Raw genomic sequence first — 18,822 nt, 5'->3', positions numbered from 1 at the left:
GGAGGTGTGTACCGTGGCTAAAAAAGTAATTAAAATGGTTAAATTACAAATTCCTGCTGGAAAAGCTAATCCAGCGCCACCAGTTGGACCAGCTTTAGGTCAAGCCGGTGTTAATATCATGGGATTCTGTAAAGAATTTAACGCACGTACAGCTGAACAAGCTGGATTGATCATCCCTGTTGAAATCACGGTATTTGAGGACCGTTCATTTACATTTATTACGAAAACTCCTCCTGCTGCAGTTCTTCTTAAGAAGGCGGCTGGAATCGAGTCAGGTTCTGGTGAACCAAACCGTAATAAAGTAGCGACAGTTAAGCGTGACAAAGTACGCGAAATCGCAGAAACAAAAATGCCGGACTTAAATGCGGCTAGTGTTGAATCTGCAATGCGTATGGTTGAAGGAACTGCACGCAGCATGGGAATTGTTATCGAAGACTAATCCTGTGTAATGTCACATGTATTGGGGGGTTGCGTTACTAGGTTATACCTGTTCGCAACCTTTATTCGTGGGAGGTAAATCCGTTAAAACCACATTCGAGGAGGAAATATCATGGCAAAAAGAGGTAAAAAGTACGTTGAAGCTGCTAAATTAGTAGATCGTACAAAAGCATATCCAGTTGCTGAAGCAATTGAATTAGCGAAAAAAACAAGTACAGCTAAATTTGATGCTACTGTTGAAGTTGCATTCCGTTTAGGTGTAGACCCTAAGAAAGCTGACCAACAAATCCGTGGAGCAGTAGTGCTTCCAAACGGAACTGGTAAAACACAACGCGTATTAGTGTTTGCTAAAGGTGAGAAAGCGAAAGAAGCAGAAGCTGCTGGAGCTGACTATGTTGGAGATAGCGACTATATCACAAAGATTACTCAAGGTTGGTTTGAGTTTGACGTAATCGTAGCTACACCTGACATGATGGGTGAAGTTGGTAAGCTTGGTCGTGTATTAGGACCTAAAGGTTTAATGCCAAACCCTAAAACAGGAACAGTTACATTTGATGTAGACAAAGCTGTTAAAGAAATCAAAGCTGGTAAAGTTGAATACCGCGTTGATAAAGCTGGAAACATCCATGTTCCAATCGGAAAAATTTCTTTTGAAGATCAAAAGTTAGCAGAAAACTTCACAACTATTTATGAAACTTTATTAAAAGTTAAGCCTGCTGCTGCAAAAGGTACTTACATGAAGAACATCGCTGTTTCTTCTACAATGGGACCTGGCGTAAAAGTAGACGCTTCTACATTTGTTGCTTCTAAATAATGGAAGTTGACTTTTAATAACGTTTAAAATATAATATATTCTGTTGTTAAAAAAATATCATTTGTACCGTAGACAGTAGGTGCTTGCATATCAAGCTTAAATATCGGCCTGCCGAGGTGTAGTAATCGCATTTTTGTAATGCATTAATTGCTATATACCACCTCTACGTCTGCAGGGCGTAGAGGTTTTTTATACTTTTACACCGAATCGGTATTAAGTGTTTATAAAAACTATAGGAGGTGTAAGAATGAGCAGTGCTGTAGAACAAAAGAAACAAATCGTATCTGAGATCGAAACTAAGTTCCGTGAAAGTAAATCAACAATCGTTGTTGACTATCGTGGATTAACGGTTGCTGAAGTAACTGAACTTCGTAAGCAACTTCGTGAAGCTGGTGTCGAATTCAAAGTATACAAAAATACTATGACTCGTCGTGCAGCTGAAGCGGCTGAATTAGCTGGTATTAACGAAGCGTTAACTGGACCTAATGCTATTGCATTCAGTGCTGATGACGTAGTAGCTCCTGCGAAAATTCTTAACGACTTTGCTAAAAAGCATGAAGCGTTAGAAATTAAAGCTGGTGTTATCGAAGGAAATATCGCTACAGTTGAAGAAGTTAAAGCTCTTGCTGAACTTCCATCACGCGAAGGTTTACTTTCAATGTTGCTTAGCGTACTTCAAGCTCCAATTCGCAACTTTGCTCTTGCAACTAAAGCAGTTGCAGATCAAAAAGAAGAACAAGGCGCTTAATCTTTACCCGATATAAAAAAACAAATTGATAAATATTCCAAGGAGGAAACATACAATGACTCAAGAACAAATCATTGAAGCAGTTAAAAATATGACTGTTTTAGAATTAAATGACTTAGTAAAAGCAATCGAAGAAGAATTTGGTGTAACTGCTGCTGCTCCTGTAGCTGTAGCTGCTGGCGGTGCTGCTGAAGCTGCTGAGCAAACTGAATTTGATGTAGTATTAGCTTCTGCTGGTGCTCAAAAAATCAAGGTTATCAAAGTAGTACGTGAAATCACTGGTCTTGGCTTAAAAGAAGCTAAAGAATTAGTTGACAACACTCCAAAAGCTATTAAAGAAGGAGCTTCTAAAGAAGAAGCTGAAGAAATCAAAGCTAAACTTGAAGAAGTTGGAGCTGGCGTAGAAGTTAAGTAATTAAGATAAAAAGCTCGCAGTAATTGCGGGCTTTTTTTTAACTCTACCAAAAAACCTCTAAGTAAGTGAGTGGTACCTCAAGAGATGCATCTTTGATAGGGGAGATGCGCTTAATCAGTGAATCTCTACGAAAAAAAGTCACTACATACTATACTTCCAAGAAATAGTTTAGATAAATGGGAATAAGTAAATACTTCTTAATGGAGGAGGTGCGAGACTAATGAGTGATCATTACTATACTAGTCAACCATCTGTAGCAAGTAATCCCGTGCGATGGACCTTTGAATTAAGAAATCATACATATCAATTTACGAGTGATAATGGTGTGTTTTCGAAAAAAGAAGTAGATTTTGGTTCGAGATTACTAATCGAAAGTTTTGTAGAACCATCAGAAGAAGGACAAATTCTAGACGTAGGTTGTGGTTATGGACCAATCGGACTTTCGATTGCCAAGGAATTTTCGCAAAGAACAATTGAAATGATCGATGTGAATGAGAGGGCAATTGAATTAGCAAAGGAAAATGCGAAGCTTAATCAAATAGATAATGCTCTGATTTATAAGAGTGACCTATTTGAGAATGTAACACATACTAATTATGCTGCGATCCTAACCAATCCGCCAATTCGTGCAGGTAAAAAAGTAGTTCATGAAATATTAACTGAAAGCTATCACCGCTTAATTGACGGTGGAGAATTATGGGTAGTTATTCAGAAGAAGCAAGGGGCGCCGTCGGCCATAGAGAAATTAGAATCAATTTTTTCTGAGGTTGAGGTTGTGCTTAAGAAAAAAGGGTATTATATCATAAAATCAAAAAAAGGTTGACGGTTATTTTTACCTATGTTAACATTATAAAATGCCAATATGTATATTTTTCATGCAGAACTAATTTTTTATTATAATGTATAATATTAGAAAGTATGGAAAAACTAATAAAATCAATAGTTCGTTATGATGAAAAATGTGGTTTTCTTGAATGAAACCCTTTTTCTTTTTGTCTATAGGTATTCTACTATAGATGCAAAATAATAGCTTTATTTTTTTAAAAAACGCTTGATTTGAGAGGTGAATGAGTTGACAGGTCAACTAGTTCAGTATGGACGACACCGCCAACGAAGAAGTTATGCTCGCATTAGTGAAGTATTAGAATTACCGAATCTTATCGAAATCCAAACCTCTTCCTATCAATGGTTTCTTGATGAGGGATTAAGAGAAATGTTCCAAGATATTTCTCCTATTGAAGATTTCACTGGTAACCTATCATTAGAATTCATTGATTATAGTTTAGGGGAACCTAAATATTCAGTGGAAGAAACTAAAGAGCGTGATGTAACATATTCTGCGCCATTGCGTGTAAAGGTGCGCCTAATTAACAAAGAAACTGGCGAAGTAAAAGATCAAGATGTCTTTATGGGAGATTTCCCATTAATGACTGAAACAGGTACGTTTGTCATCAATGGTGCTGAACGTGTTATCGTTTCCCAGTTAGTAAGATCCCCGAGTGTTTATTTCAGTGGTAAAGTAGACAAAAACGGTAAGCGTGGATACACTGCAACCGTTATTCCAAACCGTGGTGCTTGGCTTGAGTATGAAACAGATGCTAAGGATGTAGTACATGTCCGTATCGATCGTACTCGTAAATTACCTGTTACGGTTCTTTTGCGTGCGCTTGGATTTGGTTCTGACCAAGAGATTCTTGATCTATTTGGTGATAACGAATATTTAAGAAACACACTTGAGAAAGACAATACAGAAAGCACTGAAAAAGCGTTACTTGAAATATATGAAAGACTACGCCCAGGTGAGCCACCTACTGTAGAAAATGCAAAAAGTTTGTTAGAATCTCGCTTTTTCGACCCAAAACGTTATGATTTAGCGAATGTAGGTCGTTATAAGATTAATAAAAAGCTTCATATAAAAAATCGCTTGTTTAACCAAAGATTAGCAGAAACGTTAGTAGATGGTGAAACTGGTGAAATTATTGCGGAAAAAGGTACTCTATTAGATAGAAGAACACTAGATCGTATTCTACCAAACCTAGAAAATGGGATTGGATTTAAGACGTTAACACCTTCTGGTGGCGTTCTAAATGAGGATACAACTGTTCAATCTATCAAAATTTTCGCTCCAAGCGATCCTGATGGCGAGCTTGTAATTAATGTGATTGGAAATGCTTATACAGATGAATCTGTTAAGAATATTTCACAATCTGATATTATCGCTTCTATTAGTTATTTCTTTAATTTATTACATCAAGTTGGAGACACAGATGATATTGATCATTTAGGTAACCGTCGTTTACGTTCTGTTGGTGAATTACTACAGAATCAATTCCGAATCGGTTTGTCTAGAATGGAACGTGTAGTACGTGAAAGAATGTCAATCCAAGACACAAACACGATTACACCACAACAACTGATTAATATTCGTCCAGTTATTGCATCAATGAAAGAGTTCTTCGGAAGCTCTCAGCTTTCTCAATTCATGGATCAAACGAATCCACTTGGTGAATTAACTCATAAACGAAGATTATCAGCTCTTGGACCTGGTGGATTAACAAGAGAACGTGCTGGATTTGAAGTGCGTGACGTTCACTACTCTCACTATGGTCGTATGTGTCCGATTGAGACTCCTGAGGGACCGAACATCGGATTAATTAACTCATTATCGTCATTTGCAAAAGTAAACCGATTTGGATTTATCGAAACTCCATATCGCCGAGTAGATCCTGAGACAGGAAAGGTAACGACTCGTATTGATTACTTAACAGCAGACGAAGAAGACAACTATGTAGTTGCCCAAGCGAACGTTCGCTTAGCAGAAGATGGTTCATTTATCGATGAAGATATCATCGCGCGTTTCCGTGGTGAGAATACGGTGGTTAATCGTGACCGAGTTGATTACATGGACGTATCTCCTAAACAGGTTGTATCAGCAGCGACAGCATGTATCCCATTCTTAGAAAACGATGACTCTAACCGTGCTCTAATGGGAGCGAACATGCAACGTCAAGCAGTACCACTTATGCAACCGGAATCTCCAATTGTTGGAACTGGTATGGAACACGTATCAGCGAAGGATTCTGGGGCAGCGGTGATCTGTAAGTACCCTGGAGTTGTTGAGCGCGTTGAAGCGAAGCAAGTTTGGGTAAGACGCTACACAGAAGTTGATGGACAAAAAGTCAAAGGTGACTTAGATAAATATCGTATGATGAAATTCATCCGTTCAAACCAAGGTATGTGTTACAACCAACGTCCAATCGTATCGGTTGGAGACGAAGTTGTGAAGGGTGAAATTCTAGCAGATGGTCCGTCGATGGAAAAAGGTGAATTAGCACTTGGTAGAAACGTTCTTGTTGGGTTTATGACATGGGATGGTTATAACTACGAGGATGCAATCATCATGAGCCAACGACTTGTAAAAGATGATGTATATACGTCTATTCATATTGAAGAGTATGAGTCAGAGTCTCGTGATACAAAGCTTGGACCAGAAGAAATCACACGTGATATTCCAAACGTTGGTGAGGATGCACTACGTAATCTTGATGAGCGCGGGATCATTCGTGTTGGTGCAGAAGTAAAAGACGGAGATTTACTAGTAGGAAAGGTTACACCTAAGGGAGTAACCGAATTAACTGCTGAAGAACGCCTTTTACATGCAATCTTCGGTGAAAAAGCGCGTGAAGTACGTGACACATCTTTACGAGTTCCACACGGTGGTGGCGGAATCGTATTAGATGTTAAAGTCTTCAATCGTGAAGATGGTGATGAATTACCACCAGGTGTTAACCAATTAGTTCGTGCTTATATCGTTCAGAAACGTAAAATCTCTGAGGGAGATAAAATGGCAGGACGACATGGTAACAAAGGGGTTATCTCACGTATTCTTCCAGAAGAAGATATGCCATACCTTCCAGATGGCACACCAATCGATATCATGTTAAATCCACTTGGGGTTCCATCTCGTATGAACATCGGGCAAGTGCTTGAGCTTCATTTAGGGATGGCTGCAAGAAAGCTAGGAATACATGTTGCTTCACCAGTATTTGATGGTGCACGTGAGGAAGATGTATGGGGCACTCTTGAAGAGGCCGGTATGTCACGTGATGCAAAAACTGTACTATATGATGGAAGAACAGGAGAACCATTTGATAACCGTGTATCTGTTGGGGTTATGTATATGATCAAGCTTGCTCACATGGTTGACGATAAGCTACATGCACGTTCAACTGGACCATACTCACTTGTTACACAGCAGCCACTTGGTGGTAAAGCACAATTTGGTGGACAGCGTTTCGGTGAGATGGAGGTATGGGCACTTGAAGCTTATGGTGCTGCATATACATTACAAGAGATTCTTACAGTTAAATCAGATGATGTTGTTGGTCGTGTGAAGACATATGAAGCCATCGTTAAAGGTGAAAATGTTCCAGAGCCAGGCGTACCTGAATCATTTAAAGTATTAATGAAAGAACTCCAATCACTAGGAATGGATGTTAAAATCCTTTCTGAAGATGAGCAAGAAATAGAAATGCGCGACACTGAAGATGATGACGATACAAATCAATCAGAAGGTGTTGCATTAGATAACGATACACTTGAAGAAGAAGTGCTTAAGGATACTGTGACTAAAGAGTAATCATTAAAAAATCCACTTGTTAGGCAATTAGGGTAAAACCTGGAGATAAAAAGGGAGGTAGGCCCCTTGCTAGATGTAAATAACTTTGAGTATATGAATATAGGTCTTGCTTCACCTGATAAGATCCGTTCTTGGTCTTTTGGTGAAGTAAAGAAACCTGAGACGATTAACTATCGTACATTAAAACCTGAAAAAGACGGTTTGTTCTGTGAGCGTATTTTCGGTCCAACAAAGGACTGGGAATGTCATTGTGGTAAATACAAGCGTGTCCGTTATAAAGGTGTTGTCTGTGACCGTTGTGGAGTAGAAGTAACTCGTGCAAAAGTGCGTCGTGAACGTATGGGTCATATTGAATTAGCTGCACCTGTTTCTCATATCTGGTACTTTAAAGGAATCCCTAGCCGTATGGGACTTGTCTTAGACATGTCCCCACGTGCTTTAGAGGAAGTCATTTATTTTGCTTCGTATGTAGTAACTGAGGTTGGCGATACTCCTTTAGACAAGAAGCAATTATTGTCTGAGAAAGAATATCGTGCATACCGTGAAAAGTATGGAAACACATTCCAAGCTGCTATGGGTGCAGAAGCGATTAAAAAGCTTTTACATGACATTGAGCTTGAAAAAGAAGTGTTAGCACTGAAAGAAGAGCTTAAGACGTCTCAAGGTCAAAGACGTACTAGAGCAATCAAGAGACTAGAGGTTCTTGAAGCATTCAGAAACTCTGGAAATGAACCTTCATGGATGATTCTTGATGTTCTTCCAGTAATCCCGCCAGAATTACGTCCTATGGTGCAATTAGACGGTGGACGTTTTGCTACATCTGACTTGAACGATTTATATCGTCGTGTTATTAACCGTAACAACCGTTTAAAGCGTCTGTTAGATCTTGGAGCTCCAAGCATTATCGTTCAAAACGAAAAGCGTATGCTTCAAGAAGCAGTTGATGCACTAATCGACAACGGACGAAGAGGAAGACCTGTAACAGGTCCAGGGAATCGCCCATTGAAATCTCTTTCACATATGTTGAAGGGGAAACAAGGCCGTTTCCGTCAGAACTTACTTGGTAAGCGTGTTGACTACTCTGGTCGTTCTGTTATCGTCGTTGGTCCTAACCTAAAGATGTATCAGTGTGGATTACCGAAAGAAATGGCACTAGAATTATTTAAGCCGTTTGTCATGAAAGAGTTAGTTGAAAAAGGTTTAGCACATAACATTAAGAGTGCAAAGAGAAAAATTGAACGAGTTCAACCTGAAGTTTGGGATGTCCTTGAATCAGTGATTAAAGAGCATCCAGTGCTACTAAATCGTGCCCCTACTCTACATAGATTAGGTATTCAAGCATTCGAACCAACACTAGTTGAAGGAAGAGCAATTCGTCTACATCCACTTGTATGTACTGCATACAACGCTGACTTTGATGGAGACCAAATGGCTGTTCACGTTCCACTATCTGCTGAAGCTCAAGCTGAAGCACGTATTCTTATGTTAGCTGCTCAAAACATCCTTAACCCTAAGGATGGAAAACCAGTTGTTACACCATCTCAGGATATGGTATTAGGTAACTATTACCTAACATTAGAACGCGTTGGTGCCGTTGGTGAAGGAATGATCTTCAAAGATACTGATGAAGCGTTAATCGCTTATCAAAATGGTTATGTACATCTTCACACAAGAGTCGCTGTACATGCTGGTTCTCTGAAGAATGAAACCTTTACTGAAGAACAAAACAACAAATTATTAATTACGACAGTAGGTAAGTTAATATTCAATGAAATCTTACCTAAGACGTTCCCATATATTAATGAACCAACAAGAAAGAACCTAGAAGAGAAGACACCTGAACGATTCTTTGTTGAAAAAGGTGCTAATGTTCTAGAAGCGATCCAAAATCAAGAATTGATTGAACCATTCAAGAAGAAAATTCTTGGTAATGTCATTGCTGAAGTATTTAAGAAGTTCAAGATTACTGAGACTTCAAAAATGCTTGATCGCATGAAAAATCTTGGTTTTAGATTCTCAACAAAAGCTGGTATTACAGTAGGGGTTTCAGATATCGTCGTACTTGCTGAAAAAGAAGAAATTCTTAAAGAAGCACAAGCGAAGGTTGATAATGTTCTTAAACAGTTCAGACGTGGTCTAATCACTGAAGAGGAACGTTATGATCGTGTTATCTCTATTTGGAGTGCTGCTAAAGACACCATTCAAGGTAAGTTAATGAAAACATTAGATAAAAGTAACCCAATCTTCATGATGAGTGACTCTGGAGCCCGTGGTAACGCATCTAACTTTACACAGCTTGCTGGTATGCGTGGATTGATGGCAAACCCATCTGGACGTATCATTGAACTTCCAATCAAATCAAGTTTCCGTGAAGGATTAACAGTATTAGAGTACTTTATCTCTACTCACGGTGCTCGTAAAGGTCTTGCCGATACAGCCTTAAAAACAGCTGACTCAGGTTACTTAACTCGTCGTCTTGTTGACGTAGCACAAGATGTTATCGTTCGTGATAATGATTGTGGTACAGACCGCGGATTACTAGTTAAATCGTTAAAAGACGGTACAGAGGTCATCGAACCGTTAGAAGAACGTTTAATTGGCCGTTATGCAAGAAGAACAGTTAGACATCCAGAAACAAAAGAAGTCCTTGTGAAGGAAAACGATCTTATTACTGAAGACATTGCTCGTATGATTATTGAAGCTGGAATTGAAGAGGTAACGATTCGTTCAGCATTCACATGTAATACAAGACATGGTGTATGTAAGAAATGTTATGGTCGTAACCTAGCAACTGGATCAGAGGTTGAAGTTGGAGAAGCAGTAGGTATTATTGCCGCTCAATCAATCGGTGAGCCAGGAACTCAGTTAACGATGCGTACTTTCCATACAGGTGGGGTAGCAGGAGACGATATCACACAAGGTTTACCGCGTATTCAAGAACTATTTGAGGCACGTAATCCAAAGGGGCAAGCAGTAATTACTGAAATTGATGGGGTAATTGCTTCAATTACTGAAGTGAAGGATCGCCAACAAGAAATTGTCGTTCAAGGAAGTGTCGAAAGCCGATCTTATACTGCACCTTATAGTGCACGTCTAAAAGTAAAAGAAGGTCAAGAAGTTGAACGTGGTCAAGAATTAACCGAAGGATCAATTGATCCGAAAGAGTTATTAAAAGTAAAAGACATGCAAGCAGTTCAAGAATACTTATTAAAAGAAGTTCAAAGAGTTTACCGTATGCAGGGTGTTGAAATTGGAGATAAGCACGTTGAGGTTATGGTACGCCAAATGCTTCGTAAAGTAAGAGTCATTGATGCAGGTGAAACAGATGTATTACCAGGTTCATTGCTTGATGTTCACCAGTTTACTGATGCAAATGCAAAAGTATTACTAGATGGTAGAGCACCAGCAACAGGTCGACCTGTATTACTTGGTATTACAAAAGCTTCTCTTGAAACAGACTCATTCTTATCTGCAGCTTCGTTCCAAGAAACAACTCGTGTCCTAACTGATGCAGCAATCAAAGGAAAACGTGATGAGCTTCTAGGTCTGAAGGAAAATGTTATTATCGGTAAGCTTGTACCAGCTGGAACAGGTATGAATCGTTACCGTAAAGCAGAATTAATCATGCAAGAAGAGTCTGATGAAGAAACTGTTGCAATTGATTAATCTCTAATTGATTTAGTGGAGTTAGGTGTCAACAAAAAATATTTTTCAAAGATTGTTGACACTTACCCACAATCAATGTTAATATATCCAAGGTGCTCCTATAACCTGATACTTTGGAGGATAGGTTCGAAATGTCTTATGAAAAAGTATTACAGGCAAGTAAGATTATTATTGGAACAAAGCAAACCGTTAAGGCGCTACAAACAACCGAAGTGCTGGAAGTAATCATCGCTGACGACGCTGATCGCCGTGTGTTAAACAAGGTCATTCAAGTGGCAGAAGAGAAGAACATTCCTGTTACAAAGGTAGAATCTATGAAAAAGCTTGGAAAAGCTTGCGGAATAGAAGTAGGTGCAGCAACAGTTGCTATAATTAATTAAAAACTGTTTTTGTGGATCAAATGCTCTGCAAAGACTTTGTTTTTTGTAAAAAAATGAACCACCTGGATGTGTGGTCTTAAAGAAAGTTTGAAAGGAGGAAAAAACATGCCTACAATTAATCAATTAGTACGCAAAGGCCGTGAGTCAAAGATTCAAAAATCTGATTCACCAGCTTTAAACAAAGGATACAACAGCTTCAAGAAATCACAAACTAACCAGTCTTCTCCACAAAAGCGTGGTGTTTGTACTCGTGTTGGTACAATGACTCCGAAGAAGCCGAACTCAGCATTACGTAAATATGCTCGTGTTCGTTTAACTAACGGAATCGAGGTTACTGCTTACATTCCTGGTATCGGACATAACCTACAAGAGCACAGTGTAGTGTTAATCCGTGGCGGACGTGTAAAAGACTTACCAGGGGTACGTTACCACATCGTTCGTGGAGCGTTAGATACTGCTGGAGTTAACAACCGTATGCAAGGTCGTTCTAAATACGGAACTAAGAGACCTAAAGCACCTAAGAAGTAATACACATTATAATTAATATGATTGAAAGGAGGAAATTAGAATGCCTCGTAAAGGACCTGTAGCTAAAAGAGATGTTTTACCTGATCCGATTTACAATTCAAAGCTTGTAAGTCGTTTAATTAACAAAATGATGGTAGATGGTAAGAGAGGTAAATCTCAAGCTATTTTATATAATGCTTTTGATTTAGTACAACAACGTTCTGGTAAAGATGCAATGGAAGTGTTTGAACAAGCTATCAAGAACATCATGCCAGTACTTGAAGTAAGAGCTCGTCGTGTTGGGGGTGCTAACTACCAAGTACCTGTGGAAGTTCGCCCAGACCGTCGTACTACTCTTGGTCTTCGTTGGTTAGTAAACTATGCTCGTCTTCGTGGAGAAAAAACGATGGAAGAGCGTTTAGCTAACGAAATCTTAGATGCAGCAAACAATACTGGAGCTGCTGTTAAGAAACGTGAAGATACACATAAAATGGCAGAAGCTAACAAAGCGTTTGCTCACTACCGTTGGTAGAATAAAAATAAATTGCTCTGTTAAAATAGTAATATGCTTTTAGCAGAGCTTTTTCCAAAAAAAAATACTTAATATATGGAAGGAGAAAGACCCCATGGCAAGAGAGTTCTCCTTGAACAACACTCGTAATATCGGTATCATGGCACACATCGATGCTGGTAAAACAACGACTACTGAGCGTGTCCTTTATTACACTGGTCGTATTCACAAGATCGGTGAAACACATGAAGGTGCATCTCAAATGGACTGGATGGAACAAGAGCAAGAGCGCGGAATCACTATTACATCTGCTGCAACTACTGCACAATGGAAAGGTCACCGCGTTAACATCATTGATACACCAGGACACGTAGACTTCACAGTTGAAGTTGAACGTTCTTTACGTGTACTTGATGGTGCTGTTGCTGTACTTGATGCTCAATCAGGTGTTGAGCCACAAACTGAAACAGTTTGGCGTCAAGCTACAACATACGGTGTTCCACGTGTTGTTTTCGTTAATAAAATGGATAAAATCGGTGCAGACTTCTTGTATTCAGTTGGAACAATCCACGATCGTTTACAAGCTAATGCACACCCAATTCAATTACCAATCGGTGCTGAAGATCAATTCGAAGGTATCATTGACCTAGTTGAAATGAAAGCTACTTTCTACGGAAATGACTTAGGTACGGACATTGAAGAGCGTGAAATTCCTGAAGAATACATGGCTCAAGCAGAAGAGTACCGTGAGAAGTTAGTAGAAGCTGTAGCTGAGCTTGATGAAGCTCTTATGGAAAAATACCTTGGTGGTGAAGAAATCACTAACGAGGAATTAAAAGCAGGTATCCGTCAAGGAACTGTAAATGTAGAATTCTACCCAGTTATCTGTGGTTCTGCATTCAAAAACAAAGGTGTTCAAAAAATGCTTGATGCAGTTATTGACTATCTTCCATCTCCATTAGATGTACCAGCAATCAAAGGTACTCTACCAGATAGCGAAGAAGAAGTAACTCGTCCATCAAGTGATGATGAGCCATTCTCAGCATTAGCATTTAAAGTTATGACTGACCCATATGTAGGGAAATTAACATTCTTCCGTGTGTACTCTGGTACATTAAGCTCAGGATCATATGTTCAAAACTCTACTAAAGGTAAGCGTGAGCGTGTAGGACGTATCCTTCAAATGCATGCTAACAGCCGTGAAGAAATCTCTATCGTTCACTCTGGAGATATCGCAGCAGCTGTAGGTTTAAAAGATACAACAACTGGTGATACTCTATGTGATGACAAAGCGCCAGTTATCTTAGAATCAATGAACTTCCCTGAGCCAGTTATCCAATTATCTGTTGAGCCTAAATCTAAGGCTGACCAAGATAAGATGACTACTGCTCTTCAGAAGCTTCAAGAAGAAGATCCAACTTTCCGTGCACATACTGACCAAGAAACTGGTCAAACAATCATCGCTGGTATGGGTGAGCTTCACCTTGATATCATCGTTGACCGTATGAAGCGTGAATTCAAAGTTGAAGCTAACGTAGGTGCTCCACAGGTTGCTTACCGTGAAACTTTCCGTGAATCTGCTAAGGTTGAAGGGAAATTCGCGCGTCAATCAGGTGGACGTGGACAATTCGGTCACGTTTGGATTGAATTTGCTCCTAACGAAGAAGGAAAAGGTTTTGAGTTCGAAAACGCTATCGTTGGTGGGGTAGTACCTCGTGAATACATTCCAGCTGTTCAAGCAGGTCTGGAAGAATCACTTAACAGAGGTGTACTTGCTGGATATCCGTTAGTAGACATCAAAGCAAAACTAGTTGATGGATCATACCATGATGTTGACTCTAGTGAAATGGCGTTTAAGATTGCCGCTTCTATGGCACTTAAGAACGCTGCATCAAAATGTAAACCTGTCATTCTTGAGCCAATGATGAGAGTAGAAGTTGTTGTTCCTGAAGAATATATGGGTGACATTATGGGTCAAATCACTGCACGTCGTGGACGTGTTGAAGGTATGGAAGCTCGTGGAAACGCGCAAGTAGTACGTTCAATGGTTCCACTTTCTGAAATGTTTGGTTATGCAACTTCATTACGTTCAAACACTCAAGGTCGCGGAGTATTCACAATGCACTTTGATCATTACGAAGAAGTTCCAAAATCAGTATCAGAAGAAATTATCAAAAAAAATAAAGGTGAATAATTGATTTTCACCACTAATTAAAGTATAACTACTTATGTAAGCTAAGAAAGTGAAGCAATGCTTTCACTTTCCTAGCATTTCATACTTAATTACTAAAATAATATTAGGTTTAATACTTAAGGAGGATTTATAATGGGTAAAGAAAAATTTGACCGTTCCAAGCCGCATGCTAACATCGGTACTATTGGACACGTTGACCATGGTAAAACAACTTTAACTGCTGCTATCACTTCAGTACTTGCTAGACGTTCTGGTAAAGGCCAAGCTATGGCTTATGACCAAATCGATGGTGCTCCTGAAGAGCGTGAGCGTGGAATTACAATCTCAACTGCACACGTTGAGTACGAAACTGAAAACCGTCACTATGCACACGTTGACTGCCCAGGACATGCTGACTATGTTAAGAACATGATCACTGGTGCTGCTCAAATGGACGGTGGGATCCTAGTTGTATCTGCAGCTGACGGCCCAATGCCACAAACTCGTGAGCACATTCTATTATCTCGTCAAGTAGGTGTACCTTACCTTGTTGTATTCTTAAACAAGTGTGATATGGTAGACGACGAAGAATTACTAGAATTAGTTGAAATGGAAGTTCGTGACCTTCTTTCTGAATACGAATTCCCAGGAGACGATGTTCCTGTAATCAAAGGTTCTGCTCTTAAAGCTCTTGAAGGAGATGCTGAGTGGGAAGCTAAAGTTATCGAATTAATGGACGCTGTTGATGAGTACATTCCAACTCCACAACGTGACACTGAAAAGCCATTCATGATGCCAGTTGAGGACGTATTCTCAATCACTGGTCGTGGTACAGTTGCTACTGGACGTGTTGAGCGTGGACAAATCAAAGTTGGTGACGTAATTGAAATCGTTGGTTTAACTGAAGAGCCAAAATCAACTACTGTAACTGGTGTTGAAATGTTCCGTAAGCTTCTTGACTTCGCTCAAGCTGGAGACAACATTGGTGCACTTCTTCGTGGGGTAGCTCGTGAAGATATTCAACGTGGTCAAGTACTTGCTAAGCCAGGTACAATCAACCCACACACAAAGTTCAAAGCTGAAGTTTATGTTTTATCAAAAGAAGAAGGTGGACGTCACACTCCATTCTTCACTAACTACCGCCCACAGTTCTACTTCCGTACAACTGACGTAACTGGAATTTGTAACCTTCCAGAAGGTGTTGAAATGGTTATGCCTGGTGACAACATCGAAATGACAGTTGAACTAATCGCTCCAGTTGCAATCGAAGAAGGAACTAAGTTCTCTATTCGTGAAGGTGGACGTACAGTAGGCGCTGGCGTTGTTGCTACAATCCAAGAGTAATTAATACTCTTTCTCAGAAACAGATGAGCATTTGCTCGTCTGTTTTTTTGTTGAGATTATAATGGGTGATCTCAGTATATTGTTTGTTTACGGGATAGTTCAGAGATGAGTAATGTATTTTGGAGGAAGCTAATAGGACAGTATAGAAAGAAAAGAGAGAGCAAATGTCTTATAGGGACAGGGCAATAAGACAATAAAGAGTGAAATAAGAGAAGAAATGTCTTGTAGGGACAGGGCAATAAGACAATAAAGAGTGAAATAAGAGAAGAAATGTCTTATAGGGACAGCCAATAGGACAAAATAAAGAGAAAAGAACGAAGAAATGTCTTATAGGGATAGCCAATAGGACAGTAGAGAAAGAAAAGAGAGAGGAAATGTCTCATTGGAACAACCAACAAGACAATAAAGAGTGAAAAGATCGAAGAAGTGTCTCGTTGGAACAGCCCATAGGACAAAACAAAGAGAAAAGAGTGAAGAAGTGTCTTGTAGGGGTACCCAATAAGACAATATAGAAAGAAAAGAGAGAGGAAATGTCTCATTGGAACAACCAACAAGACAATAAAGAGTGAAAAGATCGAAGAAGTGTCTCATAGGATCAGCCAATAGGATAAAACAAAGTAAAAAGAGTAAAGAAGTGTCTTGTAGGGATACCCAATAGGACAATATAGAAAGAAAAGAGAGAGGAAATGTCTCATTGGAACAACCAACAAGACAATAAAGAGTGAAAAGATCGAAGAAGTGTCTCGTTGGAACAGCCCATAGGACAAAACAAAGAGAAAAGATCGAAGAAGTGTCTCATAGGAACAGCCCATAGGACAAAACAAAGAGATAACTGAGATAAACTGTCTCATAGGAACATCTAACAGAACAAAACAACCCCCAAATACCACCGCGAAGCTCTATTGTAACCGCACAAACCCCACACAAAAAACCACCCGAATCAAACACAACAATATAATAGAAGAAACTCGTACAAACAATCGAAATAATCTAAAAAATACCCTTCCATTATCTAACTATAAATATATTCCCTACAGAGTTGAAAAGTAGCATAGACATATGTATAATAATAAAAGTGCGAAAAACATGCATAATAAAAACAATTTGTGTTGCAATTATGTTTTGTTTTTTATATAATAGACAATGTTGGTCTTTGACTGCGATGAAGTGAAAGGTTGCTGACACACCCGGCCGCTTTGCCATGGCGAGTGTGAGGAAATTTTCACGGAGAAGGTCTATTTAAAAAAGTAGGCGATAAAGGAGGGAAAATAATGGCAAAACAAAAAATTCGTATCCGTTTAAAAGCATATGATCATAGAATTCTTGATCAATCTGCTGAGAAGATCGTAGAAACAGCGAAGCGTTCTGGAGCTGCAGTATCAGGTCCAATCCCACTTCCAACTGAGAAATCAGTTTACACGATCCTTCGTGCTGTACACAAATACAAAGACTCTCGTGAGCAATTTGAAATGCGTACACACAAGCGCTTAATCGATATTATTAATCCAACACCACAAACTGTTGATGCATTAATGAGATTAGACCTGCCATCAGGTGTAGATATCGAAATTAAATTATAATAAATAAATTTCACATTACTATAGGAGGTGTGACTAATGACCAAAGGAATCTTAGGAAGAAAAGTTGGTATGACGCAAGTGTTCGTTGGAAATGGTGAGCTAGTTCCTGTAACTGTAATCGAAGCTTCTCCAAACGTAGTACTTCAGAAGAAATCATCAGAAACTGATGGTTACGAAGCAGTACAAGTTGGATTTGAAGATTTAAGAGAGAAACTTGCTAACAAGCCATCTAAAGGACATGTAGCAAAAGCTAATACTGCACCTAAGCGCTTCGTACGTGAATTACGTGGAGTAAGCTTAGAACAGTATGAAGTTGGTCAGGAAGTCAAAGTTGATATCTTTACAGAAGGAGATATCGTAGATGTAACAGGAGTATCAAAAGGAAAAGGATTCCAAGGTTCAATCAAGCGCCACGGACAATCTCGCGGACCTATGTCTCATGGTTCACGTTACCACCGTCGCCCTGGTTCAATGGGACCTGTTGCTCCTAACCGTGTTTTCAAAAACAAACTATTACCTGGACGTATGGGTGGAGAGCGCGTAACAGTGCAAAACCTACAAATCGTTAAGGTTGATACAGAGCGTAACCTTTTATTAGTAAAAGGAAATGTTCCTGGTGCTAGAAAATCACTTATTACTGTTAAATCTGCTGTTAAAGCAAAGTAATACAATAAGAAAGGAGGAATTAGCCAATGCCTAAAGTAGCATTGTATAGCCAAACCGGTTCAACAGTTGGAGAAATCGAACTTAATGATTCCGTTTTTGGTATCGAACCAAATCAGCACGTATTATTCGATGCTGTTGTTATGCAAAGAGCTTCCTTACGTCAAGGAACTCATAAAACAAAAATTCGTTCAGAAGTAGCTGGCGGAGGACGCAAACCATGGCGTCAAAAAGGTACAGGTCGTGCACGTCAAGGATCTATCCGTTCACCACAATGGCGTGGTGGTGGTACTGTATTCGGACCTACACCAAGAAGCTATAGCTATAAATTACCTAAAAAAGTACGCCGTTTAGCAATCAAATCAGCTTTATCAACAAAGGTTCAAGAGAACAACATTCTTGTATTGGAGAACCTATTATTAGATACTCCAAAAACAAAAGAAATGGTTGCAATCTTAACTGGTTTAAACATCGAACGTAAAGCATTAATCGTTACTGCTGATGCAAATGAAGCTGTAGCTTTATCAGCTCGTAATATCCAAGGAGTAACTGTTGTTGCTGCCGATGGAATTAATGTTCTTGATGTTTTAAATCACGATAAACTTGTGATTACTAAAGGTGCGGTGGAAAAAGTAGAGGAGGTGCTTGCATAATGAAAGATCCTCGTGATATTATTAAGCGCCCCGTTATTACAGAACGTACTACAGACTTAATGGCTGAGAAGAAATACACTTTTGATGTAGATGTGAAAGCTAACAAGACTGAAGTAAAAGACGCAATCGAGCAAATCTTTGGAGTAAAAGTTGAGCAAGTCAACGTAATGAACTACAAAGGCAAGTTTAAGCGTATGGGACGTCATAGCGGATATACAAACCGTCGTAGAAAAGCAATCGTTAAATTAACTGCTGATAGCAAAGAAATCGAATTCTTTGAAGTATAAGTTT

Annotated in this window: 16 protein-coding genes and 1 other annotated feature; all 16 genes read left to right on the top strand. The window is 39.3% G+C overall.

Annotation, left to right across the window (positions count from 1 at the left end; genetic code table 11):
- Positions 1-13: 13 nt before the first annotated feature.
- Positions 14-439 (top strand): 50S ribosomal protein L11, encoded by a 426-nt coding sequence (gene rplK / locus F7888_RS18735; RefSeq protein WP_090859062.1) that lies wholly within the window; start codon positions 14-16, stop codon positions 437-439.
- A gap of 111 nt (positions 440-550) precedes the next feature.
- A complete protein-coding gene (gene rplA / locus F7888_RS18730; protein WP_191782201.1) occupies positions 551-1,252 on the top strand; it encodes a 50S ribosomal protein L1 in 702 nt (233 codons plus the stop codon).
- A 48-nt stretch (positions 1,253-1,300) separates the two neighbouring features.
- Positions 1,301-1,452 (top strand) — a sequence feature (ribosomal protein L10 leader region).
- Between the two features lie 47 nt (positions 1,453-1,499).
- On the top strand, positions 1,500-2,000 hold the full coding sequence (gene rplJ, locus F7888_RS18725; protein WP_191782199.1) for a 50S ribosomal protein L10: 501 nt from the start codon (positions 1,500-1,502) through the stop codon (positions 1,998-2,000).
- A 55-nt stretch (positions 2,001-2,055) separates the two neighbouring features.
- Entirely contained in the window at positions 2,056-2,415 is a 360-nt protein-coding gene (rplL, locus tag F7888_RS18720) for a 50S ribosomal protein L7/L12 (protein WP_191782197.1), read from the top strand.
- A gap of 220 nt (positions 2,416-2,635) precedes the next feature.
- Positions 2,636-3,238: a class I SAM-dependent methyltransferase gene (locus F7888_RS18715; protein WP_191782195.1), complete on the top strand. Its 603-nt coding sequence runs from the start codon at positions 2,636-2,638 to the stop codon at positions 3,236-3,238.
- A gap of 249 nt (positions 3,239-3,487) precedes the next feature.
- Positions 3,488-7,054 carry a DNA-directed RNA polymerase subunit beta gene (gene rpoB, locus F7888_RS18710; RefSeq protein WP_191782193.1) on the top strand — a complete coding sequence of 1,189 codons (3,567 nt, stop codon included), beginning with the start codon at positions 3,488-3,490 and terminating at the stop codon, positions 7,052-7,054.
- A 66-nt stretch (positions 7,055-7,120) separates the two neighbouring features.
- Positions 7,121-10,720 (top strand): DNA-directed RNA polymerase subunit beta', encoded by a 3,600-nt coding sequence (gene rpoC, locus F7888_RS18705; protein WP_191782192.1) that lies wholly within the window; start codon positions 7,121-7,123, stop codon positions 10,718-10,720.
- A 131-nt stretch (positions 10,721-10,851) separates the two neighbouring features.
- On the top strand, positions 10,852-11,100 hold the full coding sequence (locus F7888_RS18700) for a 50S ribosomal protein L7ae-like protein (protein ID WP_191782190.1): 249 nt from the start codon (positions 10,852-10,854) through the stop codon (positions 11,098-11,100).
- Between the two features lie 105 nt (positions 11,101-11,205).
- Positions 11,206-11,628: a 30S ribosomal protein S12 gene (gene rpsL, locus F7888_RS18695; RefSeq protein WP_090859042.1), complete on the top strand. Its 423-nt coding sequence runs from the start codon at positions 11,206-11,208 to the stop codon at positions 11,626-11,628.
- A 40-nt stretch (positions 11,629-11,668) separates the two neighbouring features.
- A complete protein-coding gene (gene rpsG, locus F7888_RS18690) occupies positions 11,669-12,139 on the top strand; it encodes a 30S ribosomal protein S7 (protein ID WP_191782188.1) in 471 nt (156 codons plus the stop codon).
- Between the two features lie 94 nt (positions 12,140-12,233).
- Positions 12,234-14,312: an elongation factor G gene (fusA, locus tag F7888_RS18685; protein ID WP_191782186.1), complete on the top strand. Its 2,079-nt coding sequence runs from the start codon at positions 12,234-12,236 to the stop codon at positions 14,310-14,312.
- 132 nt (positions 14,313-14,444) lie between these two features.
- Positions 14,445-15,635 carry an elongation factor Tu gene (tuf, locus tag F7888_RS18680; RefSeq protein WP_191782184.1) on the top strand — a complete coding sequence of 397 codons (1,191 nt, stop codon included), beginning with the start codon at positions 14,445-14,447 and terminating at the stop codon, positions 15,633-15,635.
- A 1,271-nt stretch (positions 15,636-16,906) separates the two neighbouring features.
- Complete coding sequence (rpsJ, locus tag F7888_RS18675) at positions 16,907-17,215, top strand: 30S ribosomal protein S10 (protein ID WP_191782182.1); 309 nt, start codon at positions 16,907-16,909, stop codon at positions 17,213-17,215.
- Positions 17,216-17,251: 36 nt separating this feature from the next.
- Positions 17,252-17,881: a 50S ribosomal protein L3 gene (gene rplC / locus F7888_RS18670; protein WP_191782180.1), complete on the top strand. Its 630-nt coding sequence runs from the start codon at positions 17,252-17,254 to the stop codon at positions 17,879-17,881.
- A gap of 26 nt (positions 17,882-17,907) precedes the next feature.
- Positions 17,908-18,531: a 50S ribosomal protein L4 gene (gene rplD, locus F7888_RS18665; protein ID WP_191782178.1), complete on the top strand. Its 624-nt coding sequence runs from the start codon at positions 17,908-17,910 to the stop codon at positions 18,529-18,531.
- Positions 18,531-18,818 (top strand): 50S ribosomal protein L23, encoded by a 288-nt coding sequence (rplW, locus tag F7888_RS18660; RefSeq protein ID WP_090859020.1) that lies wholly within the window; start codon positions 18,531-18,533, stop codon positions 18,816-18,818. Before rplD ends, rplW begins: the two co-directional genes overlap by 1 nt.
- The last annotated feature ends 4 nt before the right edge of the window (positions 18,819-18,822 follow it).

It is taken from the genome of Litchfieldia stipae, assembly GCF_014837155.1.
In the GTDB taxonomy this organism is placed as follows: domain Bacteria; phylum Bacillota; class Bacilli; order Bacillales; family Bacillaceae_L; genus Litchfieldia.
The sequence above is the reverse complement of the archived record's forward strand: the minus strand, read 5'-3'. Positions and strand labels throughout refer to the sequence as shown.